Here is a 22,875-nt window from a genome sequence, read left to right on the forward strand (position 1 = left end):
TGACGCAGCGGCGCTACGCCAGTTCCAGGGCATGCTACGCCATCGGTCAGGTTTCGGGTGGCTCTTGCCATCGAAGTCTTTATCGCTTCAGCCTGACCGGCTGGCATTCGGAGCCGCCTGGGAGGACCACATGGCGATAGCGACGACGACACCCACGGCACGCGGGCCGATGGTGCTCAAGGACTGGGCGCAGCTTCTGCTGCTTGGCGCCATCTGGGGCGGCTCGTTCTTCTTTGCCCGCATCGCGGTCGGCGAACTGCACCCACTTGTGCTGGTGCTGTTTCGGGTCGCCATTGCTGCAGCGGCGCTTCAGCTTTATCTGGGCCTGCGCGGCCCTTCCTTCCGTCTTGCGTTACCGCATGCCGGCCTGTTCTTTCTGCTGGCGCTGACCAACAACATCATCCCCTTCTCGCTGATCTTTGCCGGCCAGACCGAGCTTGGAGCCGGCGTCGCCTCGGTGCTCAATGCGACGACGCCGTTCTGGACGCTGATCCTCGCCAATGCGCTGACATCAGACGAAAAGCTGTCCTGGAACAAGGTCGCCGGCATCGTGCTCGGCATTGCCGGCACCGCGGTGATGATCGGCCCCGGCCTGCTTGCCGGGCTCGGCGGCCCGGTCTGGGCCAAATTCGCGCTGATCGGCGCCTCGCTGTCCTATGCCGTCGCCCTGATGGTCGCCCGCCGCTTCAAGGGCGTGCCCTCGCCGGTCATCGCCACCGGACAATTGACGGCATCGACCATCATCATGATCCCGGTCGTGCTCTTCACCTACGGTCCGGCGGGCCTGTTCTCCGCCTCGCCACCGGTCTGGGCGGCGGTGTTGGCGCTGGCATTGCTGTCCACCGCCTTCGCCTACATCCTCTATTTCAACCTCGTTGCCTCGGCTGGCGCCACCAACGCCTCGCTGGTCACGCTCATCGTGCCGGCCAGCGCCATCCTGCTCGGTTTCCTGTTCCTGGGCGAACGGCTTGAACTGTTCGAACTCGGCGGCATGGCACTGATCGCGTTTGGTCTCGTCACCATCGACGGCCGCCTGTTCGGCCGACGGTAGCGCTGTCATGCCTCTGTGCGGCTCCGGCTTTGCCACATTTTATTCACAGGTCTGAAGCCGGCTTTTGCCGAAGAGTTTCAATGCCTAACGGCAAATGGCAGGTCGCAAATTCCACAATTTCGTCGCAATGCAGCATATTTTCCGCTTGCCTGTTGCACAAATGACCCTAGACTCCGGTCAATAGCTCTTTAAGAGGAGGCTATGACATGGGACTGACAAGGCCAATCAACGCATTGATGATTTGTGCTGCGTTCGCATTCATCGGAGCCCTCATTATGGGCTTTCTTCCATAAGACCGCTGGAGCGGGGGAAGACCAGCACTAAATAGTCCAAATCATTGAAAAGGCCGGGTTTTTACCCGGCCTTTTTGCATTCTTGAGGTGCGACGGAGCCTCAAGCAGCCGCCGATCCCGCCACTTCTGCCTCATGCGAGCGGATGCCGATCATGTGGCAGATGGCGAACACCAGATCGGCCCGGTTCATGGTGTAGAAGTGGAAATCGCCGACGCCGCGTTCGACCAGGTCGAGCACCTGCTCGGCCGCCACCGCAGAGGCCACCAGCGCATGCGTCTGCGGGTCCTTCTGCAGCCCCTCGAAGCGCTCGGCCAGCCATGCCGGCACCAGTGCGCCGCAGCGCGACGAGAAATTGGCGACCTGGGTGAAATTGTGCACCGGCAATATGCCCGGCACGATCGGGATGTAGATGCCGGCCCGCCGCGCCCGCTCGACATAGCGCTCGTAGAGATCGTTGTCGAAGAAGAACTGGGTGATCGCCCGCGTCGCGCCATTGTCGACCTTGCGCTTCAGCATGTCGATATCGGTGGCGAAGTCCGGGCTCTCCGGATGCTTTTCCGGATAGGCGGAGACCGAAATGTCGAAATCGCCGGCGTTCTTCAGCGCCCCGACCAGCTCGGCGCCATTGGCATAGCCGTCCGCATGCGGCCGGTAGGCGGCGCCGACGCCTTCTGCCGGATCGCCGCGCAAGGCGACGAAGCGCTTCACGCCCATGTCGGCGAATTCCTGGATGACGGCGTCGACCTCATGACGCGCCGCATCGACGCAAGTCATGTGCGCCGCCGGCGTCAGGCTGGTCTCCTTCAGAATGCGGCTGATCGTGCGGGCCGTGCGCTCGCGCGTCGAGCCGCCGGCGCCATAGGTCACCGAGACGAATTTCGGCTTAAGCGGCTCCAGCCGGGTGACGGTGTCCCACAGCCTGGCTTCCATCTCGTCGTTCTTCGGCGGGAAGAACTCGAACGATACCCTAACCTTGTCGCCAATGTCGGGACGGCGGGAAAAGCGGAACTGGTTCATCAGGCGATTTCCCCCATCGGGTAAGCTTGGGCGGGTTGGCTGTCATTGGAGGGCTCGGCGATCAGCATGCGGCGGTCGCGGCCAAGCCACAGTTTTACGGTCAGCTTGGCCTCATTACTGCCGCGCGGTTCGAACTCCTGGGCATCCTCGAGATCGAGCCCGGCCTCGGAAAACCACTCTGAGATCTGCCGGTCGGAAAAGCCGAGCCGCATGTGGGCGTGCTGGTCGCGCAGGAATTCCAGTGTATGCGGCGCGAAATCGACGATCACCAGCCGGCCGGCCGGTCGCAGCAGCCTTGCTGCCTCGCGGATGGCGCGGGCGGGATCATCGAGATAATGCAGCACCTGATGGATGGTGACGAGATCGAAGGCGTCGCGCTCGACCGGCGGCGCGAAAATATCGCCCTGCCGCACCTGCGCATTGGCAATGCCCGCCTTGTCGAGATTGGCGCGCGCCACAGTCAGCATCTCGCGCGACATGTCGATGCCGACGCCGCGCCGGTAGAGCGGTGAAAAGATCTCGAGCAGCCGCCCGGTGCCGGTGCCGAGATCGAGCATCGACTGGAACGGCCGCTTGCCGACGAGCTTGATGAGGGCCGCTTCGACGGCACGGTCCGCCACATGCAGCGAACGGATATGGTCCCAACTGGCGGCGTTTTCGGAAAAATACTCGGCGGCGCGATCCTGCCGCTTGCGCTTGACCGACGCCAGCCGCTCGAGATCGCGTTCGACTTGCGGATCGGCGCCCCGTATGCCGGAGACGAGCCGCAGCACGAAATCACGTGCCGAATCGGTATCCGACAGCCGGAAGAAGGCCCACGAGCCCTCCTGGTAGCGGCCGATCAGCCCAGCTTCGAGCAGTAGCTTCAGGTGGCGCGACACGCGCGGCTGCGACTGGCCGAGGATTTCGGTGAGATCGGAAACCGTGAGGTCGCCGCGCGACAGCAGCGCCAATATGCGCAGCCGGCTGGATTCGGCCGCAGCCTTCAACGTATCCACCATCGTATCGAGCGCGACATGCATTGGCGTATTCTCTTTGAAAAAGATATAAACATATGTTTATGTCGATTTTCACCACCTTGCAAGGCCTATGTCGCTGCTGGACAAGAAAATGCCGCTGGCGTGATCCCCAGGCTTGAGAACCGCTTTTCGGTCACGATCGGTGGGAACATGTGATAGAGGCGAAAACCATGTTCGAGACCCGCGCCGGCGAAAAGCTTCTGGAAACCGATCCGGCTGACATGCCGCCGGACGGCCATGTCGTCTTCATCGGCCGCATCGCCTCGCCATGGACCTCGCGCGAGAGCTGCCCGAAGAACATGAACGCGGCGCGGGAAACGGGTCAGGCCGCCGTCCTCACAATCGAGGCGCCCTATCGTCCCGGCCTGCTTGCCCTGGGACGCGTCAGCCACATCGTCATCCTGTCGTGGTTGCACCACGCGCCGCGGACTCCGATTGTGCAAACCCCCCGCCATGCGGCTGAACCGAAAGGCGTTTTCTCGCTGCGCTCCCCTGCCCGGCCGAACCCGGTTGGGCTGCATATAGCCAGGCTGATCGCCGTCGACATCGACAGCGGCCGCATCGATATCGACGCCATCGATGTGCTCGACGGCACGCCGGTCATCGACATCAAACCCTATTTCGCCTCGACCGATGCCTTTGCCGAGGCGACCATTGCAGGGCGCGACGAACCCAGTCGCGGTGAACAGTGAGCGCGCCGACCGGACGCCGCCGCGCCATCGCCAAGGCATTGACCGCGCTTCTGCCGCTGGCGCCCTATGCCGACATGGAAAAGATCCGCACCGATGCCGGTTCGGTGCATATGAAGACCTTACCGCCGACGATCGCCGTCTGGCTGGCAACCATTGCTCATATCCGCCATGTGCACACCGACTACGAAAAGCTGCTGGCCGAGGGCTATGACCGCGACTCGGCACGCTTCTTCGTCATCGAACAGACCAACATCGTGCTGACCCGCTGGCGCGCCACGCGTCTGCTCGACTCCGACGACGAGGAAGAATGAGGCCCCCGAAAGACCGTTTCGAAATTCGCTCTGGCGAGTCATATGGTGGTGGTTTCGAGAACCGGAGCGCAGCGGACTTTTTGGGTCCGTGAGCAACGGAAGCGCAGAAAACGCCACCAGATGGCCGCCAGAGTAGAATTTCCAAACGGTCTCTATTGCCGGGTCAGCACGGCGACGGCGTTATAGGGCTGGCCGTCCGCCTGGCCGACCCAGGTCCAGGACAGATTCCCCTTGAAAAACCTGACGGTGATCGCGCCGCCATCGATGCACTTGTCCTGGCCATAGGTGATGCTCTCGCGGTATTCGGCAGAGGTGTCGTCCCTGGAAATCTGGGCCAGAGATCCGCCGCAGCTGAGCGACGGATAATCGATCGACGCACCGCTGTCGTTGATCGTCATGGCGATTGACCAGTCGGCGCCGGTGGCGCCGGCCGGGCTTTGATGGCCACTGCCGACCCAGGTGCCGGTCAGCGACGGCACATTGACCACGCAAGGCAGGTTCTGAAAGATCGGCGTCAGCTCGCTGCCCGTCTTTTCGCAACGGTATGTCTGGCCGCTTTGGCACAGTTCCTCGCCCTCTCGTGTGCACTGGGCAAAGGCTTCGCCAGTGGCAACGAAGACCCCCATTGCCAAGATGATGGCTCGAAATCCCGCTTGCATGCCCATGTCCCCTCCGGCCACATTCCCCCGAGAATTGTAGGCCAATCTCAATGCATCAGCCAGATCGTCACTGCCAGATCGTCATGGCCGGACAACCAGCGCAATGCGGGTGGCTCTATGCCTTCCGCCCGATGCGAATAGCGTGATCGGGGCGCATTGGGCGACGGCAAGGGAAGATCGTGATGAGCCAAAACATTGCAGTGCCTGTGGCAGGCCCGCTGCCGCTGCTTTCCGAACGCCACATCGATCCGCATGCCTATCCCGACGGCGTCGCCTTCCTCGACGGCCAGTATTTGCCGATGTCGCAAGCCAAGATCTCGGTGCTGGATTGGGGCTTCCTGCATTCCGACGCCACCTACGACACGGTGCATGTCTGGGATGGCCGTTTCTTTCGTCTCGACCTGCATCTCGAACGCTTCTTCGGCGGCTTGCAAAAACTGCGCATGGCGATCCCGTTCGACCGCGATGGCGTCAGCGAAATCCTGCACAATTGCGTGGCGCTGTCGGGCCATCGCGCCGCCTATGTCGAGATGCTGTGCACGCGCGGCGCCTCGCCGACCTTCAGCCGCGACCCGCGCCAGGCGGTCAACCGCTTCATGGCTTTCGCCGTCCCCTTCGGCTCGGTCGCCAATGCCGAGCAATTGCAGCGCGGCCTGCGTGTTGCCATCAGCGACAAGGTGCGCATTCCGCCGGCCTCGATCGACCCGGCGATCAAGAACTATCACTGGCTCGATCTGGTGCGTGGCCTCTACGATGCCTACGACCACGGCGCCGAGACGGCAATGCTCCTCGACTTCAACGGCAATGTCGCCGAAGGCCCGGGCTTCAACGTCTTTTGCGTCAAGGACGGCAGACTGTCGACGCCGGCCGTCGGCGTGCTGCCCGGCATCACCAGGCGCACCGTCTTCGACCTCTGCGCCGAGGTCGGACTTGCCGCCACCGCGGCCGACGTCAGCGTCGCCGCGCTGCGTGCCGCCGATGAGGTCTTCATCACCTCGACCGCTGGCGGCATTATGCCGGTCACGGCCATCGACGACGCCCCGGTGGCGGACGGCAAGGTCGGCGCGATCACCAGCCGGCTGATGGCGCTCTATTGGCAGAAGCATGACGACCCGGCCTGGTCGAGCCAGGTACACTACCCCTGACCGATCCCTTGCCAGACGCCTTGCCCGCCCCACATCAACAAAATGTGCGTCGATCTTGGATGCTCTGACGTCGCTTCATATATGAGCGAAACGGAGAAGCCTCCGTTTCGACCATGATCCCGAAAAGTGGAATCCGGTTTTCGGAAAAGATCATGGTCAGGCAAGAACTCTAGATCATTGAGAATTGGTGGATCATGACAAGCAAGGTTTGGTTTATTACCGGATCGTCGAAAGGTTTTGGCCGCGTCTGGGCGGAAGCGGCACTTGCCCGTGGCGACCGGGTTGCGGCGACGGCCCGTGACGCCGGAACGCTTTCCGATCTGGTCGAAAGATATGGCGACAGGATCGCTGCGATAAAGCTCGACGTCACCGACAAGGCGGCTGTCGATGCCGCGATTGCCGAGGCGCACAAGCGTTTTGGCCGGCTAGACGTCGTCATCAACAATGCCGGCTATGGCCATTTCGGCGCCATCGAGGAAGTCAGCGAACAGGAAGCCCGCGACCAGATCGAAACCAACGTGTTCGGCGCCCTGTGGGTGACCCAGGCTGCGCTGCCGATCATGCGGGCGCAGCACTCCGGCCACATCATCCAGATCTCGTCGATCGGCGGCGTCAACGCCTTTGCCTCGCTTGGCCTCTACCACGCCTCGAAATGGGCGCTGGAAGCCTTCAGCCAGTCGCTCAACATCGAAGTCGCGGAATTCGGCATCCATGTGACACTGGTCGAGCCGGGCGGCTTCTCCACCGACTGGTCCGGCGCTTCAGCCAAAGTTTCCAAGGCGATCGAGGCCTACGCGCCCGCTCGCGCCAAGATGGCCGAGCGCCGCGCCAATTCCGTCGCTGGCGATCCCGAGGCCACCGGCCCGGCGATGCTGGCCATCGTCGATGCCGCCGAGCCACCGCTCAGGGTATTCTTCGGCGATGGCGGCCTGCCGATGATCAAGCAGGAATACGCCAATCGCATCGCCACCTGGGAAAAGTGGGACCATGTCTCCGACATCGCGCAGGGCGCGAAGAAGAACCGCAAGGCCGCCTGAGGCAATATCGCTACGCCGCCGCAGGCGGCGTAGCCCCTGCCCTGCTAGCTCTGATAGATCCACTGCTCCGGCACGCGCACGGAGATCTCCTCGCCGATAGTGATCATACCTGGCTTCTCGACCCAGGCGACGAGACCGCGCAGCCGTTTGGCGGATTTGGGAAAGAGCAGCGCACCGGCTTCGACGTCTGCCATTCCCGCTTTTTCGGCGATCGATCGGCCGGCGATGCGGCATGGCCCGTTCTGCGCGTCGACCTTGATGGTCACACCCCCTTTGAAGAACAGCAGCGTGCCTGAAGGCAGCATGGAGAGGTTCGGCACCCCTTCGATCACGAGATTGGCGCCGATCCACTCCGGCTTGATCTCCGCCAGCCCCATCCGGTCGGCAACGATCGCCAGTTCGTCCGCCGCCACGATCGACAGCTGCCGCTCGTTGCGCATTTCGGTGCCGCGTGGATACCAGGGCTCGCGCCCGCCCGAGCGCCGCGTCGCGCCGGCGTGGAAATCGCCTGATATGCCGTCGAAGCCAAGCTCCAATTCCTCCACCGGACGCGTCTCAAAGTGATCCGATGGCGCGACGTAGAGGGCGGAGACTTTGGCGGCGAGCTTTCGCCCCGGGATGATTTCGACCGGCTTTTGAGTTTCCGGGAAGAGATCCAGCATGGCTTCATTCCTTGGATGATGCGCCTTGGTTTTGCCCCTCCACCGGCCACGCCGCAAGAGCGGTTCGGGCCAAACTGCGCAACTCTTCGGTCGAAGCGCCGTCTCGCGCCTGGATCGACATGCCATTCATGACGCCGGCCAGATATTTGGCGAACCCCTCGACGGAGAGGTTTTCCGGCAGATCGCCCTTTGCCCGGCCGCTCGCCAGCCGTTCCGCAATCGCCGCTTCGCTCGCCTTGCGGAAGTTTCTGAGTTCATCGGCAATGTTCTGCGCCTGCGGCGAGGCAGCAAGCGCGCCGCGGACAAACAGGCAGCCGCCGGGCTTGCCCGGCCTGGAATAGGCGTCCGCCGCGCCGAGCAGCAATCGCCGGACGGCTTCCTGCGTCGACACCGGCGCGCTCAGCGCCTCCAGCGCAAAGCCTATCTCGGTCTCGTGGTAGCGCGCGAGCGCCTTGCGGAACAATGTCTCCTTGTCGGTGAAGGCACTGTAGATTTGCGGCGGCGTCAGCCCCATCGCCTCGCGCAACATGGCCAGCGACGTTGCTTCATAGCCGTGTTGCCAGAACAGATGCATCGCCGCATCGAGCGCCCCGTCGGGGTCGAAGGCGCGTGGCCTGCCGCCACGCGGCTTTTCGGAATTATTCATAGCGATCGATACGAAACCTGTTGACGGCCTTCCGATCATAACGTATCGATTGATATGAAACATGGCAAGAGAGCTTCACCAAGGCCATGTCGTTCAAATGGAGGAGAGACCCAAATGCCAATCACCGTAACCGCGCCGGAAGGCGTGCTGACGCCAGCGGGCGAACGCGAAATCCTGCCGCGTCTCAGCGCTGCCCTCATCGAAGCCTCCGGCGCCACCGGCAATTCATTCTTCACCGCGATCGTCGGCGGCACGGTTCACATCCTGCCGCCTCACCAGATCTATGCGGGCGGCGCCAATCGGCCCGTCGTCATGGTCGAGTTGAAGCTGCCGAACATCGGCCTCAGCTCAATTGAAGCCCGAAGCGCCTTCATCACAACTGCCGCAGGGATTGTGGCCGAGCTCTGCGTGCCGGACCACAAGGCTGAAAACACCTGGATCAACATCGTCAACGCACCAGACGGCGGCTGGGGCATCGGCAACAGGCAATATACAGGCGACGCGCTGATCGCCGCGGCGACCGCCGCAGCGGCATGATGCGGCTCTCCCCTTCGCTGTTCTTCACCACGGATTGCGAGCCGGCACTGGCCTTCTACGAACAGTGCGGCCTCGGCCGGGGAACTATCCTGCTGCGCTGGGGCGACAACAACATGCCGGTGCGGACCGAAGCCATGCGCGGAAAAGTTCTGCACGCGCGATTCGAAGGTCCGGGCGTGCTGTTTCATGCCTCAGACAATGACGATGCGGAGCCGATGAAAGGCTCCGCCATGATGCTGGAGTTCGACGACCTGGCCGCGATGCAGGAGCTTTTCAGCCGCATGGCCGCGGGCGGCCGGATCACCGTGCCCCTGGCGCGGCAATATTGGGGAACCAGCTTCGGCATGCTCGTCGACGCCTTTGGCGTGCAGTGGATGTTCTCCGGCGGCTGAGTGCAGATCACGACCTTCTCCGCCGAACTGGGATCGTTTCGGTGCCGCGCCGCATTGCCGCCGTGCCGCGCCGATTACATGATGGCCTCAGACCAAGAGGTTTCGTCATGCGTCCAGGATCTGCAATCGCGGCACTTTGGCTGATCTGGGTTGTATCCTGGGCGACGGCCGCCTTCTGGGCCGACCCGGCTGAAAAGCGCGCCAGCTTGCAGGCCGAATTCCCTTACCGGGCCGTACTGGTGCTCGGCACCATCCTGTTGTTCATTCCGGCACATAACTATGTCGGGCGACTTCGCTTGTGGTTTCCCAACGTTGCCGAGGCCTGGATCTGCGTCGCGCTGATTGCAGTCGGGCTCGCCTTCTGCTGGTGGGCGCGGTTGCATCTCGGCCGTCTCTGGTCGGCCTCGGTGACAGCTAAGGCCGAACATCGTGTCATCGACACCGGTCCCTATGGGCTGGTTCGCCACCCGATTTACACCGGGCTGCTGCTGGCCATCCTTGCCACCATGGCGGCCAAAGGCACGGCCTGGGGCATAGCCGGCGCGGTCTTTCTCACCATCGGCATCGTCATGAAGGCAAGGCTTGAGGAGCGTTTTTTGCGCGGCGAACTGGGCAACGCCTATGACGACTATGCCAGGCGGGTGCCGATGCTGGTGCCATTTGCACCGGCCTGACGCGGCAAAACGCGTGGACGCCAGCTCAGTTTGAATTCTTTGCTACACTGCTTTGCTGGAAGTGTTCGACGGCCCCGTCAATTTGAATCCAATCATGTTTCGACTGCTCAAAAACCGATCTGACGGGGGGCGGGTATTTTGGGTCTGTCAGCGCGCCGACGGCAACGCCGATCAGCGACGGCAGCCTGTCGGCCTTCCAATAGACCGTTGAGCCGCAGTTTGGACAAAAGTAGCTGTGGACCTTGCCGCCGCTTGCCGCATCGCGGATGAACTCGTTAGCGGTTCCGGAAATGGCGACGGCGTCGGCCGGATAAAAAGCGCCGACGCCAAATGGCGCGCCGGTTCTGCGTTGGCAGTCGAGACAATGACAGGCGATAACCAGTTCTGATGCTTGTGGAAGCGTCAGGGTGAGATTGCCGCAACTGCATCGGGCGTCAAGCATTGGAAACCTCCGTTTTCTAGAGCGAGATCTGTGTTGATTTCAAACCGAGACACTCCCGAACACAGGGTGTGTTGAGATTAGGCGGAATGGGGAGTGGAAGACGGGCGCGAAGCGACCAGGCTGGTCGAGAACCCTGACGACGCGGACAGGAACGCGAGGCGCCGCCGTCTGCAGGCTGGCTGAATATCGACCTGCTTAGAGCATTCTCAGCAACGCGCCGCCAATAGAATACCCCGCGCCAAACGCGCAGATCAAGCCGAAATCGCCGGGCTTCATGTCGGCGTGGTTCTCCGACAGCGCGATGATGGCGCCGGCGCCGGCAGTGTTGCCGAGCCGCTCCAGCACCATAGGCGCGCGGTCATGGTCGACCTCATGGCCGAAGGCCAGTTTCAGGATCATGGCGTTCATGCGGGCATTGGCCTGATGCAGCCAGAAGCGCCGGATGGCTTGCGGTGTCAACCCGTGCTCGCCCAAGAATTCGACGATGAATTTGTGCCCGGCAACGGTGACTTCCTTGAACACCTTGTTGCCGACCTGCTTGATCAGATTGCCTTCCAGGTTGATCATATAGGGATCGTCCTGGGCGGTGCGGGTGTGGTAGCCGAGATTGGTGCGGATGTTGTTGGACATCTGCGTCCAGGTACGCGTGTCCAGCACCTCGAAGCGGCCCGGCCGCCTCTCGCCCTTGGCAAGCCCCTCGACGACCATCGACACCGAAGCGTCGCCGAAGATGAAATGCGTCTGCCGGTCGCGGAAATTGAGATGGCCGGTGATGATCTCGGGCGTCGTTATCAGCACGCGCTTATGCGCGCCTGCTCGCACCAGATTGACCGCGATGTGCAAGGCCGCCGCCGCCGACGAGCAGCCGAGCCCCATGTCGAAGCCGGCGCCCTTGGTGCCCAGCGCCTCCTGCATCTCGATGGCGATCGCCGGATAGGGCCGCTGGTGATGCGAGGCCGAGCAGATCACCAGGTCGATACCCCCAGGCTTCAGCCCGGCATGGTCGAGCGCTTTCCTGGCCGAGGCGATGCCGAACTCGGCCTCCAGCGACAGCGCCTCGTCGGACCGCGCCGGAATGCGTGGCGTCATGCGGGTCGGGTCGAGAATGCCTTCCCGCTCGATCACATGCCGGGTCTGGACACCCGAGGCATGGACGATGAAAGCGCTGTCCGATTTCGATAGCGGCGGCTCGTCGGTGCCGTCGCGGCGCGCATTCTCGATGTCGACCCAGGCATTGAAGCTGGCGACCAGTTCCTCATTGGTGATCTTGGGTTCGGGGATTTCGACGCCGATGCCGCTGATGATGACGCGATGCATTTCCAGTCCGTCCCATGCGCAGGCGTTGCGGCTTCATGTGGGCGTCGAGAATGCCCGGCGCAACACTTTTCTCATCCCGGCGGTCTACGCCAACTCAAACCAAATGTCGGCTGAACCTCACCAGGCGCAGAGCTTGGTGTTGGTCTGCGGATTGTTCCAGCACGCGCCGTCGTCGCGGCTGCGCACGAATTGCCCCGGCAGCGGCACATTGCGGCGGCCGAGATTGACATAGCCATAGGCAAAGCCCGGTCCGTCGACTTCAAGCACATAGGTCGGATATCCCGGCGCCGAAATGCGGAAGCTGCCAGCGCTGTCCACTGCCCTGTAATTGCAGGAGAAATAGCCATCGTCGCTGGTGAAGCAGCGCGCCCGCTTGGCTTCAGCCGACATCGAGAAGGCAAGCATGGCAGCCACGCATACGCTGCTGCCGAGAAGTATTTTGCTCAGTGTCATCATCCACCTCTTGCCGCGCGGCAATTGATCGCGATCTCAATGCGATGAAATGCGCATGGTGGCGAAATCGGGTCAAGCGTCCCGGCCCGGCGTAGCTAATCGTTTCTAAGCGGCCTGCTTGGCAACAATGAAGAGCCGGGGAAAGCGCAGCAGCACCTTGCCGTTCGCCGTCTTCGGATAGGCCTTGGCGATCTTCGCCGTGTAGGCTTCGAGGAACATCTTGCGCTCGTCCGTTTCAAGCGGATCGAGGAACGGCTTCAGCCCCGTTGCCTTCACCCATTCGACGATGGCCTCGGCATCGGCCAGCGGATGGTTGTAGGCGGTGTGCCAGATATCGAGCCGTTCGGAGACTGGCGACAACAGATCATAGTAGAACGACACCGGTGGCAACAGCCCGCGTGCCGCACCGGCCATCTTCCCGGCGAACGGCATTTCGGCTGCCGTCTCGCGCATCAGCTGGTGCGAGGGCTCGCCGAGGTTGTCCGGCATCTGGATGGCGAGCGCGCCGCCCGGCGCCAAAAACCCCATCATCCGCTGGAAGACCGCGGGATGCTCCGGCAGCCACTGGAACACCGCATTGGCGAAGATCACGTTGACCGGTTCGGCAGGCTGCCACTCAGACGCATCCGCCAGATCGAAGGTGACGCTCGGCAGGCGCGCCCTCGCCTTTTCGATCATGTCGGGAGAGGTGTCGAAGCCGCTCACCTGCGCATCCGGCCAGCGCTCGACCAAAAGTTCGGTCGAATTGCCCGGCCCGCAGCCGATATCGACCACCCGGCGCGGAAAATCCACCGGCACCTGCGCCACCAGATCGCGCGCCGGCCGCGTGCGCTCGTCCTCGAACTTCAGATATTGGGCGGCGGACCAATCAGCCATTTCAGCTCCTCAAATTATTCGAGAACCCGACCCCAAATCAGTGCCTTACCGCGTCAGCCTCTTATAGGTCATGCGGTGCGGATTGACGGCATCCGGGCCGAGCCTGCGGATCTTGTCCTGCTCGTAATCCTCGAAATTGCCCTCGAACCACTCGACATGGCTGTCGCCTTCGAAGGCGAGGATGTGCGTCGCCAGCCGGTCGAGGAACATGCGATCGTGCGAGATGATGACGGCGCAGCCGCCGAAATTCTCCAGCGCGTCTTCGAGTGCCGCCAGCGTTTCAGTATCGAGATCGTTTGTCGGTTCGTCGAGCAGCAGAACATTGCCGCCGGTCTTCAGCATTTTTGCCAGATGCACGCGGTTGCGCTGGCCGCCGGACAAATTACCGACCTTCTGCTGCTGGTCGCCGCCACGGAAGTTGAACGACGCGCAATAGGCGCGGGTGTTGGCCTCGAACTTGCCGAGCTTGACCACTTCGGCGCCGCCCGAGATTTCTTCCCACACCGTCTTTGACGGATCGAGCGCATCGCGACTCTGGTCGACATAGCCGAGCTTGACGGTTTCGCCGATACGAACCGAACCGCCATCCGGCTTTTCCTGGCCGGTGATCATGCGAAACAGCGTCGTCTTGCCGGCGCCGTTCGGGCCGATGACGCCGACGATGCCGCCGGGCGGCAGCTTGAATTCCAGCCCGTCGATCAGCAGCGTATCGCCAAAGCCCTTCGACAGGCCTTCGGCCTCGATCACCACATTGCCGAGCCGCTCGCCATGCGGAATGACGATCTGCGTATCGCTCGGACGCCGCTTGTCGGCTGCATCCAGAAGATCCTGGAACGCCTGGATACGCGCCTTGGACTTGGTCTGCCGGGCCTTCGGGCTCGACTGGATCCACTCGCGCTCGCGGCCGATGGCGCGCTGGCGGGCGTCGTCCTCGCGGCCTTCCTGCTTGAGGCGCTTGGCCTTGGCTTCGAGATATTTGGTGTAGTTGCCCTCATAGGGAATGCCGCGGCCGCGATCGAGCTCGAGGATCCAGCCGGTGACATTGTCGAGGAAGTAGCGATCGTGGGTGATGATCATCACCGCGCCCGGATAGGCGCGCAGATGCTTTTCCAGCCACGCCGTAGTTTCGGCGTCGAGATGGTTGGTCGGTTCGTCGAGCAACAGCAGGTCGGGCTGGCGCAGCAGAAGCTGGCAAAGCGCGACGCGGCGGCGCTCACCGCCCGACAGCTTGGTGACTTCCGAATCCTTGGGCGGGCAGCCGAGTGCTTCCATCGCCATCTCGACCTGCTGTTCGAGATCCCACAGGTTCAGCCGGTCCATCTCGTCCTGGAGCTTGGCCGACTCGTCGGCCGTCTCGTCGGAATAGTTCATCATCAATTCGTTGTAGCGCTCGATGATGGCGGTCTTGGCGGCAACGCCTTCCATGATGTTTTCGAACACGGTCTTCTTCGGATCGAGCGCCGGCTCCTGCGCCAGATAGCCGACGGTGGCGCCTTCGGCCAGCCACGCCTCGCCGTTCCACTCCTTGTCGAGCCCGGCCATGATCTTGAGGATCGTCGACTTGCCCGAGCCGTTGGGGCCAAGGATGCCGATCTTGGCGTCGGGATAGAAGGAGAGATGGATGTTTTCGAGCACCTTCTTGGTGCCATAGGCCTTGTTGAGGCCGGCCATGTGATAGATGAACTGGCGTGCCACGCGCGCTTTTCCTTGATCAGAATGGATGGAAGTTGCGCGCTATGTAGGCGATGCCGTGCCGAACGGCAATCGCTTTTGGCGCTTTGAAGCTTTCCCCAGGCTGGAAGCGCCATCTTGTCATCGAAGTTTTCGGATCGCTGCCAGACCGGGCGAAAGCAGCGGTTAAGGATTCGCCGTCAAAACGGTATCGGATGGGAATCGCTGGCACGTGGCGATTTCCGCAGAGATCGGGATCGACGGCATTGCTGAACAGTTTCCTGCTCCTTGCCGAAGCGGTTCTCTACTTCGGCGTCATGGTCTCGCTCTTCCGTTTCAGGCACCGCATCGGCCTTGGCGTCTTCGTCTGCGCGCTCGGCGTCATGCACTTCCTGGAAACATATCTCGCCAGCGTCTTCTATGTCGCTTTGCCCTTTGGCATGGTGTCGCCGGGCTCGGCGGTGCTGTTTTCCGGCAAGCTGGTGATGCTGCTGCTGCTTTACATCAAGGAGGACGCGGCCACCGTCCGGCAGCCGATCTATGGGCTGCTGCTCGGCAATGCGCTGATGATCGGACTTGTGCTGATCCTGCGCCTGCATGCGATTTCGCCCCTTCCCGACGGCAAGCTCCCGGACATCGGCTTCATCGACGAGATGGGCTGGCTGATGGTGTGGGGCACGTCGCTGCTGTTCATCGACGCCATCCTGATCATCCTGCTTTATGAAAAGCTTGGGCGTTATCTTCGCCAGGCGCTTTTCACCCGCATCCTGATCTCCGTCGCTTGCGTGCTGACCTTCGACCAGGCGGGATTTTTCACCGCGCTGCATTTCGTCGCCGGAGCACCGATTGCTGTTTTCTTCGGCGGCTGGTTCGCCAAGATGGCGGCAGCGCTGACCTACAGCGCCATGCTTGTCGCCTATCTGCGCTGGTTCGAAGCGCGGCAGATCGCGGTGCCGCGCGGACTTTCTGACATCTTCGACACGCTGACCTATCGCGAGCGCTATGAGGCGCTGGTCAAGCATGTCGGCCGCGACGGCCTCACCGGCCTCTTGCATCGCGGCAGCTTCGAAACCGACGGCGAAACCGCCGTAGCGGTCAGTTTGCGCATGGCCAAGCCGCTCAGCCTGCTGATCATCGATGTCGACCACTTCAAATCGATCAACGACCGCTTCGGCCATGCCGAGGGCGACAAGGTCCTGAAAACCATTGCCACGGTGCTGACCGAGACTGTGGGCGCCGAGGGCCAGGTGTTCCGGATCGGCGGCGAGGAATTCGCCATTCTCTGCGCCCGGCCGCATCCGCTCGCCAGGTTGCTGGGCGAAAGCGTCAGGCACGCGGTCAAGGCATCCGCTATCACCAGAAAGTTCGACCTTACCGTCAGCGCCGGCGTCTCCACCGTCAGTGACAGCACGCAACGCCTTGCCGATCTTTTTGCCCTTGCCGACCAGCGCCTCTACAAGGCCAAGCTGACCGGACGCGACCGTGTCATCGGCGAACCCAACGCCGACAGGCTCGACGCGTGGAGCCGCTCAGAACAGGGCGCCGGCGGATAAGTCGTCAGCGAGCCGTTCGCCCTTGGGCAGCCGACGGTCAGCCCTGCTTTTTCCGTTGCAAGGCGCCGATCGCGACCGAAACCCCCATCAGCGCGATCGCCAGCCATTTCAGGGCGGTGATGATCGGTCCGGCATTGATGTCGTAGGCAATGAACAGAAGAATGCCCGGCACCAGTAGGCCGCACATGACCAGCGTGATGCGGTTGATCTGCCAGGACACTTTTGCCGTAAGGGCCTCGTCGCCAGGTGCGGCGACCAATGCTGCACGTATGGCTTTCGAGGCGACGAGCGCGCTTGAAAGGCGCAAGGAAATCGGCAGGCCGAGCCCGATGATCAGGAACGCGCAGGCCGCCAGCAGCAGCGAAAACTTGAGCGCGCTGGTCTCGGCCGGCACCGGAAACAGAAGTGTTGCCAGCGGCAGGAAGACGCAGAAAATGCCAAGCGCAGCGATGGCGATGGCGATGAAGATCGCGGCATTGACCCAAGTGAATAGCTGGTAGGTGCCGGCGCCGATTGGCGCGGCGAGTGTTCGCATCCGCGTCCATTCCGGCTCGGTGTAGGAAAACCCCGGCCATTCCATGCGACCGTCCCGGATTGCGGTCATGCCCCTGGCCCAGAACGCCAGCCGCGCCAGCACGCCGCTCGTCATGCCACTCATCGCCACCCCCATCGAATGCTCAAACCATACCATCGCGTCGCGGCAAAGCGACTTGTCGACCCGCCTTTCTTGAATCCGCCTCGCTTACTGGAATCCTGCTGCGTCGACGCCACCCTTGGGGCAACCGGCCTTGGTCGTCGGCGCGGAGGCCAGCATCAGGTCGCCCAAAGAACTGTTCGGACCAATCGGACCGGTCAGGCCCAGCGTCAGCTCGCCGATCAGCCGTCTGCCGCTTGAAGGATCGACCAGACAGGAAACACGGACCCGCTCACCCGCCCCGGCGCCGAAGGCGCTGTCGAATGCACTGCGGATCGCGTCCGAGGTCAGCTGCTTGCCGACGTTTTTGGTGAACAGCTCGCGCACTGGCGAAGCGTTGACCGCGCGCATCAGGTTCAAGGCGTCGGCAAAATACTCCTGCTGGCTCTTGCCGTAGCAGGTGCCGTGCTTGATCCACTCATGCCGCTCGAGCTTGGAAGCCGTGCCAGGCATCACCTGGTCAAGCTCGGCTCGCGTAGTCGCATCGAGATCGACCACCGGCAGTTCCTTCCAGTGAGCAGGATTGTCGTTGGCCTTATCGCTTGCCGGCACCTGGCAATAGAAATTTCCGTTCGGCTGCGGCCACAGCCCATGCAAGGTGAAATGCGTCGCGTCGAAACCGGTCTTCGTCTGCGCCTGGCATTCGGGCTTGCTGGATTTGGTTTCGCAAAAAGCCGGCTGCCAGCTCAGCGCGAAGACATATTCGGGCTTTCCCGAGGCCGCCGCCTTGCCCTGGTCGGCCGGCGCAACCGGCACGGTCGCCGCGCTGCCGCCGGAGACGTGGCCGCAGCTGATCTTGACCCAGCGACGCTCCGGATCTGCGCCTGGAACGCGGATGAGATAGTGCGTCGGCGCATCCTTGTTGCCCGCCAGGAGATCGTAGCTCTGCCCGGCCGCGGTCGATACATTGCCGGGGTTCTTGCCGCTCTTGATGCCTTGTGTCGCCGGACAGGCGGCATCGGCCACGAAGGAGCCGCTCATCTTCACGTCGGCTTGCGCCACGCCTGTGCCAGCCAGGGCAAGAAACACCGCACCCCATATCGCCGATATCCGCATTCCAGCACTCCTAACGATTCAGTCGGGCAACCTAGAAACTTGCGACATGTCAGAATTACGATTTCTTTCGCCTGTCGCAAAAACAATCGCCACTCGCCTGTCCGTCATACCTCACGAATGGTTGATCAGGATCAGCCCGCCTCCACCCGAACCGTGACATCCCTTGACGTTGATCGCGCCGTCGCCCAACAGTCGCCGACGGGAGCGAGACATGCCATTTGACAAGCAGACGACGCTGGCCTCCCCGACCGGGGCCGCGCTCAACCTCTATGTGAAGCACGCGACAGGCGCTGCGCGCGCCGTCGTCCAGATCAATCACGGGCTGGCCGAGCACGCCGCGCGCTATGCCCGCTTCGCCGATTTCCTTGCCGAGCGCGGCTACCACGTCTACGCGCATGACCATCGCGGCCACGGCGCCACCACGGCGCCGGACGCGCCGCTTGGCAGGTTCGCCGATGCGGAGGGTGGCGCCAAGGTCGTCGCCGATGTCGTGGCCGTCCACGATCTCATCGCTAGGGAACAGCCTAGCCTGCCGGTCATTGTCTTTGGCCATTCCATGGGCGCGTCGGTGGCGCTGAACTTCGTCCTGCGCCACTCCGCACGCATCCATGCCGCCGCCATCTGGAACGGCAATTTCTCCGCCGGTCTGCTTGGCCAGGTGGCGCTGGCCGTTCTCGCCTGGGAGAAATTCCGGCTGGGCTCCGACGTGCCGTCGCGCGTGCTACCCAGACTGACCTTTCAGGCCTGGGGCAAGGCCGTACCCAACCACCGCACACCGTTCGACTGGCTGTCGCGCGACGAGGCAGAGGTGGCCAAGTACATCGCCGACCCGCTGTGCGGCTGGGACGCATCGGTGTCGATGTGGCAGGACATCGTCCAGATGGCGCTCAACGGCGGCAGTAACCGCAATTTCGCGACCGTGCGGCGCAACCTGTTCGTCAATCTGGTTGGTGGTGAGAAGGACCCGTCCACGGATGGCGGCAAGGCGGTCAGCCATCTCACTGGCCGCATGCACATGATGGGCTTTTCGAATCTCGTTTCAAGGGTTTACGCCGAGACCCGCCACGAAAGCCTCAACGAGGTGAATCGAGACATCATCATGGACGAGTTCGCGGCTTGGGCCGACGGCGTGGTGAAGCGATGAAGGCTTGGCCCAGCGCAAGGGTCGTGACAGCGGCGATAGGGGTTGATAGTGCATGTCGCCCAAAAGTGCGCAGCGGTTTTGGGACAACGACATGCATAAAAACAGAAATCCAAGGCTGCGCTTTCGACCAATCACGGTGATCCATGACTGAGCCTCCGCTGAAAGGCATCCGCGTCATTGAACTGGCCCGCATCCTTGCCGGGCCATGGGCGGGACAGTTGCTTGCCGATCTCGGCGCCGACGTCATCAAGGTCGAGAGCCCGGATGGCGGCGACGACACCCGCAAATGGGGTCCGCCCTTCGTCATGAGCCATGACGGCGAGAACCTTTCGGCCGCCTATTATCATTCCTGCAATCGCGGCAAGCGCTCCATCGCTGTCGACTTCTCGACACCGGAAGGCGCCGAGACCGTACGCCGACTGGTGGCGACGGCCGATGTGCTGATCGAAAACTTCAAGCTTGGCGGCTTGAAGAAATACGGGCTCGACCATGACAGCTTGCGCAAGATCAATCCCCGCCTCGTCTATTGCTCGATCACCGGCTTCGGCCAGGATGGGCCGTACGCGCCCCGCGCCGGCTATGATTTCATCATCCAGGCCATGGCCGGCATGATGTCGATCACCGGCGAGGCCGGCCGCGAGCCGCAAAAGGCCGGCGTCGCCATTTCGGACATTTTTACCGGCCTCTATTCGGTCATCGCCATCCAGGCCGCGTTGCGCCATGCCGAAAAAACCGGCGAAGGCCAGCACATCGACATGGCGTTGTTCGACACCCAGATCTCGGCGCTCGGCAACCAGAACCTCAACTATCTCGTGTCGGGCAAATCACCGGTGCAGATGGGCAACGCGCATATGAACATCGCGCCCTACGAGGTTGTGCCGGTGAGAGACGGCCACATCATCCTGGCGGTTGGCAATGACGGCCAGTTCGCCAAATTCTGCACCGCCGTCGGGCTCGACGACCTGCCAGCGAACCCCGATTTCGCCACCAATCCGGCCCGGGTCGCCAACCGGGCAAAACTGCGCGAACGCATGATCGAGGCGCTGAAGATCTTTGATCGCGATCCGCTGCTGGCAAAACTGGAAGCGGCAAGCGTGCCGGCCAGCCCGATCAACAATATCGGCCAGATGTTTGCCGATCCGCAGACCATCGCGCGCGGCATGCGGCTCGATCTCGACGATGGCCACGGCAATCTTTTGCCCTCGGTGCGCGCGCCGATGGTCATGTCCGGCACGCCGCTGGTCTATGAGCGCCCTTCGCCGCGTCTGGGCGAACACACCGAAGAGATTCTTGCTGAGCTGGAGAGATCAGGAAAATGAAGACTGGCGGACAACTGATCGTCGACGCGCTCGAAGCCAACGGCACCGACCGCATCTACTGCGTGCCCGGCGAATCCTATCTGGCGGTGCTCGACGCGCTGCACGATTCCCCCATCCGCACCATCGTCTGCCGCCAGGAAGGCGGTGCCGCGATGATGGCCGACTGCCATGGCCGCCTCACCGGCAAGCCCGGCATCTGCTTCGTCACCCGCGGCCCCGGCGCCACCAACGCCTCGGCCGGCATCCACATCGCCATGCAGGATTCGGTTCCCGTCATCCTGTTCATCGGCCAGGTCGCCAGCCACGCCAAGGAGCGCGAGGCTTTCCAGGAGGTTGATTACAAGCGCTTTTTCGGCGACATCGCCAAATGGGTGGTCGAAATCGACGACGCTTCGCGCATTCCCGAATTCGTCACCCGCGCCTTTGCGGTGGCGACATCAGGCCGTCCCGGCCCGGTGGTCATCTCGCTGCCGGAAGACATGCTGACCAGCCTGGTCGAAGCACCTGCCGCCTTGCCACACACGCCGGTCGAAACCCGGCCCGGCGAGGCCGAGCTCGACACGCTGGCAAAGCTGCTCGGCAAGGCCAAGCGACCCTTCGTCATCCTTGGCGGCACGCGCTGGGATGCCGAGTCCGTGGCGCGGATACGCACGATCGCCGAAGCCTGGTCGCTGCCGATCGGCTGTTCCTTCCGCCGCCAGATGCTGTTCGACCATCTGCACCCGAACTATGCCGGCGATGTCGGCATCGGCATCAACCCAAAGCTGGCAACAGCAATCAAGCAGGCCGATCTTGTGCTGCTCATCGGCGGCCGCATGGGCGAAATGCCCTCCTCCGACTACACGCTGCTGAAGAGCCCCTATCCCGACCAGACGCTGGTCCATGTCCACGCCGATGCCGGCGAGCTCGGCCGCGTCTACAGGCCGACGCTGGCGATCAATGCCTCGCCTTCCGCCTTCGTCGAAGCCTTTGCCAGGCGCAAGCCTTCCAGCGAGCCGGCCTGGGCGACTGAGACGCCGAAACTACACGCCGCCTATCTCGACTGGTCGACGCCGCCTGAAAGTGGTCCCGGTTCCGTCCAGATGGGGCCGATCATGAATTACCTGGAAAAGATGCTGCCCGACGACGCCATCCTCACCAACGGCGCCGGCAACTACGCCACCTGGGTGCATCGCTTCCATCGCTTCCGCCGCTTCGCCACCCAAGGCGCGCCGACCTCGGGCTCGATGGGTTACGGCACGCCGGCGGCGGTCGCCGCAAAAGAGCTGTTCCCGGACCGCGACGTCATCGCCTTTGCCGGCGACGGCTGTTTTCTGATGAACGGGCAGGAATTCGCCACCGCCGTGCAATACGACCTGCCGATCATCGTCATCGTCGTCAACAACGGTATTTACGGCACCATCCGCATGCATCAGGAGCGCGAATATCCCGGCCGCGTCGTTGCCACCGATCTCAAAAATCCCGACTTCGCGGCTTTGGCCCGCGCCTATGGCGGCCACGGTGAGACAGTCGAGAAGACCGCCGAGTTCGCACCGGCCTTCGAGCGTGCGCGCGCCAGCGGCAAGCCGGCGATCGTCGAGATCAGGCTCGACCTGGAGGCGATCACGCCAACGCGGACGATGACGCAGATCCGCGACAAGGCCTGACGCAACAAAAAGGGGTGGTCGCCAGCCCCTTTTTGTCGACTCGTCTCGCGTTACTTCGCCGCCTCGATCTGCCCGCGGATCTCGCCGTCCTTGTTGGCGGCGGTGTGAACGTTGACATAATAGTTGCCGGCTGCCAGGTCGGCGGCCTGCGCGTCGGTCAGCTCGGCCGAACCCTTGATCGGGCTCTTGAGCTTGCCTTTGAACGGGATGACGGGAGCTGCATTCGCACCCATCGCCGCCGGACCGTGAATGTGCGCGGCTGTCGCCGGCCCGCTAAGGCCGGAATATTTGACGTTCCAGCTGAGCTTTTTCTTGGCCGTGTCGAACGTGAGAGTGGCAGTTCCCTTGCCCTTGGTGGTGACGGGCGGGCTCTGCTGGCTGCCATCGAGCGTCGCCTTGTACTTCACCACCTCGGCCATGGCCGGGGATGCGAACAGCAGGGCTGTCGAAACAGCGAACGCCGAAAGCACCGGCAAGGATTGAATGTGCATGAAGGACCTCCGTTTGGTTGACGCATACGTCGCTGCCCCCTGGCACGCGCATACCTCAACGCAACGGCTGGGCGGCG

The 22,875-nt window shown here is 62.7% G+C and carries 25 protein-coding genes; 12 read left to right on the forward strand and 13 right to left on the reverse strand.

All coding sequences use genetic code 11. The annotated features are described in order from the left end of the window. Positions 1-130: 130 nt before the first annotated feature. The gene (locus AC1DXU_RS01415) at positions 131-1,051 is read left to right on the forward strand and encodes a DMT family transporter (protein WP_477363403.1); all 921 of its coding nucleotides are present in this window, start codon (positions 131-133) and stop codon (positions 1,049-1,051) included. 393 nt (positions 1,052-1,444) lie between these two features. Here AC1DXU_RS01415 and metF read toward each other — a convergent pair whose 3' ends face one another. Further along, a complete protein-coding gene (metF, locus tag AC1DXU_RS01420; RefSeq protein WP_477363406.1) occupies positions 1,445-2,362 on the reverse strand; it encodes a methylenetetrahydrofolate reductase [NAD(P)H] in 918 nt (305 codons plus the stop codon). Next, a complete protein-coding gene (locus AC1DXU_RS01425) occupies positions 2,362-3,384 on the reverse strand; it encodes an ArsR/SmtB family transcription factor (RefSeq protein ID WP_477363409.1) in 1,023 nt (340 codons plus the stop codon). Before AC1DXU_RS01425 ends, metF begins: the two co-directional genes overlap by 1 nt. Before the next feature lie 167 nt (positions 3,385-3,551). Between AC1DXU_RS01425 and tsaA the strand changes: the two genes are divergently transcribed. Together tsaA and AC1DXU_RS01435 are read left to right on the forward strand one after the other, a co-directional pair. After that, the gene (gene tsaA / locus AC1DXU_RS01430) at positions 3,552-4,073 is read left to right on the forward strand and encodes a tRNA (N6-threonylcarbamoyladenosine(37)-N6)-methyltransferase TrmO (RefSeq protein WP_477363412.1); all 522 of its coding nucleotides are present in this window, start codon (positions 3,552-3,554) and stop codon (positions 4,071-4,073) included. Further along, complete coding sequence (locus tag AC1DXU_RS01435) at positions 4,070-4,384, forward strand: DUF2293 domain-containing protein (RefSeq protein ID WP_477363414.1); 315 nt, start codon at positions 4,070-4,072, stop codon at positions 4,382-4,384. Before tsaA ends, AC1DXU_RS01435 begins: the two co-directional genes overlap by 4 nt. Positions 4,385-4,536: 152 nt before the next feature. Here AC1DXU_RS01435 and AC1DXU_RS01440 read toward each other — a convergent pair whose 3' ends face one another. Further along, positions 4,537-5,043 carry a hypothetical protein gene (locus AC1DXU_RS01440; RefSeq protein ID WP_477363417.1) on the reverse strand — a complete coding sequence of 169 codons (507 nt, stop codon included), beginning with the start codon at positions 5,041-5,043 and terminating at the stop codon, positions 4,537-4,539. Between the two features lie 182 nt (positions 5,044-5,225). On the opposite strand from AC1DXU_RS01440, the gene AC1DXU_RS01445 reads away from it, so the two are divergent. Beyond that, positions 5,226-6,188 carry a D-amino acid aminotransferase gene (locus AC1DXU_RS01445; RefSeq protein WP_477363420.1) on the forward strand — a complete coding sequence of 321 codons (963 nt, stop codon included), beginning with the start codon at positions 5,226-5,228 and terminating at the stop codon, positions 6,186-6,188. A gap of 194 nt (positions 6,189-6,382) precedes the next feature. Continuing rightward, a complete protein-coding gene (locus AC1DXU_RS01450) occupies positions 6,383-7,225 on the forward strand; it encodes an SDR family oxidoreductase (RefSeq protein ID WP_477363423.1) in 843 nt (280 codons plus the stop codon). A gap of 44 nt (positions 7,226-7,269) precedes the next feature. On the opposite strand, the gene AC1DXU_RS01455 is transcribed toward AC1DXU_RS01450, so the two are convergent. Continuing rightward, a complete protein-coding gene (locus AC1DXU_RS01455; protein ID WP_477363426.1) occupies positions 7,270-7,887 on the reverse strand; it encodes an MOSC domain-containing protein in 618 nt (205 codons plus the stop codon). Between the two features lie 4 nt (positions 7,888-7,891). Beyond that, complete coding sequence (locus tag AC1DXU_RS01460; RefSeq protein ID WP_477363429.1) at positions 7,892-8,533, reverse strand: TetR/AcrR family transcriptional regulator; 642 nt, start codon at positions 8,531-8,533, stop codon at positions 7,892-7,894. Between the two features lie 114 nt (positions 8,534-8,647). On the opposite strand from AC1DXU_RS01460, the gene AC1DXU_RS01465 reads away from it, so the two are divergent. From AC1DXU_RS01465 to AC1DXU_RS01475, 3 genes are all read left to right on the forward strand, one after another. Further along, positions 8,648-9,070, forward strand: coding sequence for a hypothetical protein (locus AC1DXU_RS01465; protein ID WP_477363432.1), 423 nt, complete (start codon positions 8,648-8,650; stop codon positions 9,068-9,070). Continuing rightward, entirely contained in the window at positions 9,070-9,462 is a 393-nt protein-coding gene (locus AC1DXU_RS01470; protein WP_477365922.1) for a VOC family protein, read from the forward strand. Before AC1DXU_RS01465 ends, AC1DXU_RS01470 begins: the two co-directional genes overlap by 1 nt. Positions 9,463-9,569: 107 nt before the next feature. Next, positions 9,570-10,136 (forward strand): methyltransferase family protein, encoded by a 567-nt coding sequence (locus AC1DXU_RS01475; RefSeq protein ID WP_477363435.1) that lies wholly within the window; start codon positions 9,570-9,572, stop codon positions 10,134-10,136. 25 nt (positions 10,137-10,161) lie between these two features. On the opposite strand, the gene AC1DXU_RS01480 is transcribed toward AC1DXU_RS01475, so the two are convergent. The 5 genes from AC1DXU_RS01480 to ettA all read right to left on the reverse strand — a co-directional run bounded on the left by AC1DXU_RS01480 (position 10,162) and on the right by ettA (position 14,919). Beyond that, the gene (locus AC1DXU_RS01480; RefSeq protein WP_477363438.1) at positions 10,162-10,578 is read right to left on the reverse strand and encodes a GFA family protein; all 417 of its coding nucleotides are present in this window, start codon (positions 10,576-10,578) and stop codon (positions 10,162-10,164) included. Between the two features lie 195 nt (positions 10,579-10,773). Continuing rightward, positions 10,774-11,895: a beta-ketoacyl-ACP synthase III gene (locus AC1DXU_RS01485; protein WP_477363440.1), complete on the reverse strand. Its 1,122-nt coding sequence runs from the start codon at positions 11,893-11,895 to the stop codon at positions 10,774-10,776. A gap of 117 nt (positions 11,896-12,012) precedes the next feature. After that, positions 12,013-12,348, reverse strand: coding sequence for a hypothetical protein (locus AC1DXU_RS01490; protein WP_477363443.1), 336 nt, complete (start codon positions 12,346-12,348; stop codon positions 12,013-12,015). A gap of 105 nt (positions 12,349-12,453) precedes the next feature. Then, complete coding sequence (gene tam, locus AC1DXU_RS01495) at positions 12,454-13,224, reverse strand: trans-aconitate 2-methyltransferase (RefSeq protein ID WP_477363446.1); 771 nt, start codon at positions 13,222-13,224, stop codon at positions 12,454-12,456. Between the two features lie 45 nt (positions 13,225-13,269). Next, complete coding sequence (ettA, locus tag AC1DXU_RS01500; RefSeq protein ID WP_477244549.1) at positions 13,270-14,919, reverse strand: energy-dependent translational throttle protein EttA; 1,650 nt, start codon at positions 14,917-14,919, stop codon at positions 13,270-13,272. A gap of 242 nt (positions 14,920-15,161) precedes the next feature. Here ettA and AC1DXU_RS01505 point away from each other — a divergent pair, with 242 nt between their 5' ends. Then, positions 15,162-16,448, forward strand: a complete 1,287-nt coding sequence (locus AC1DXU_RS01505; RefSeq protein ID WP_477363449.1) for a GGDEF domain-containing protein — start codon at positions 15,162-15,164, stop codon at positions 16,446-16,448. 37 nt (positions 16,449-16,485) lie between these two features. Here AC1DXU_RS01505 and AC1DXU_RS01510 read toward each other — a convergent pair whose 3' ends face one another. After that, positions 16,486-17,106: a hypothetical protein gene (locus tag AC1DXU_RS01510; protein ID WP_477363452.1), complete on the reverse strand. Its 621-nt coding sequence runs from the start codon at positions 17,104-17,106 to the stop codon at positions 16,486-16,488. Between the two features lie 84 nt (positions 17,107-17,190). Further along, positions 17,191-18,198, reverse strand: coding sequence for a ribonuclease T2 family protein (locus tag AC1DXU_RS01515; protein ID WP_477363455.1), 1,008 nt, complete (start codon positions 18,196-18,198; stop codon positions 17,191-17,193). A 211-nt stretch (positions 18,199-18,409) separates the two neighbouring features. Between AC1DXU_RS01515 and AC1DXU_RS01520 the strand changes: the two genes are divergently transcribed. From AC1DXU_RS01520 to AC1DXU_RS01530, 3 genes are all read left to right on the forward strand, one after another. After that, entirely contained in the window at positions 18,410-19,342 is a 933-nt protein-coding gene (locus AC1DXU_RS01520) for an alpha/beta fold hydrolase (RefSeq protein ID WP_477363458.1), read from the forward strand. 143 nt (positions 19,343-19,485) lie between these two features. Then, positions 19,486-20,661, forward strand: coding sequence for a CaiB/BaiF CoA transferase family protein (locus AC1DXU_RS01525; RefSeq protein ID WP_477363460.1), 1,176 nt, complete (start codon positions 19,486-19,488; stop codon positions 20,659-20,661). Further along, complete coding sequence (locus AC1DXU_RS01530; RefSeq protein ID WP_477363463.1) at positions 20,658-22,307, forward strand: thiamine pyrophosphate-binding protein; 1,650 nt, start codon at positions 20,658-20,660, stop codon at positions 22,305-22,307. The genes AC1DXU_RS01525 and AC1DXU_RS01530 overlap by 4 nt, the downstream gene beginning before the upstream one ends. Positions 22,308-22,357: 50 nt before the next feature. Here the strand turns inward: AC1DXU_RS01530 and AC1DXU_RS01535 are convergent, their stop codons facing one another. Next, positions 22,358-22,798, reverse strand: coding sequence for a CHRD domain-containing protein (locus AC1DXU_RS01535; RefSeq protein WP_477363466.1), 441 nt, complete (start codon positions 22,796-22,798; stop codon positions 22,358-22,360). Between the last annotated feature and the right edge of the window lie 77 nt (positions 22,799-22,875).

This window comes from Mesorhizobium sp. P3_A10, from assembly GCF_056403175.1.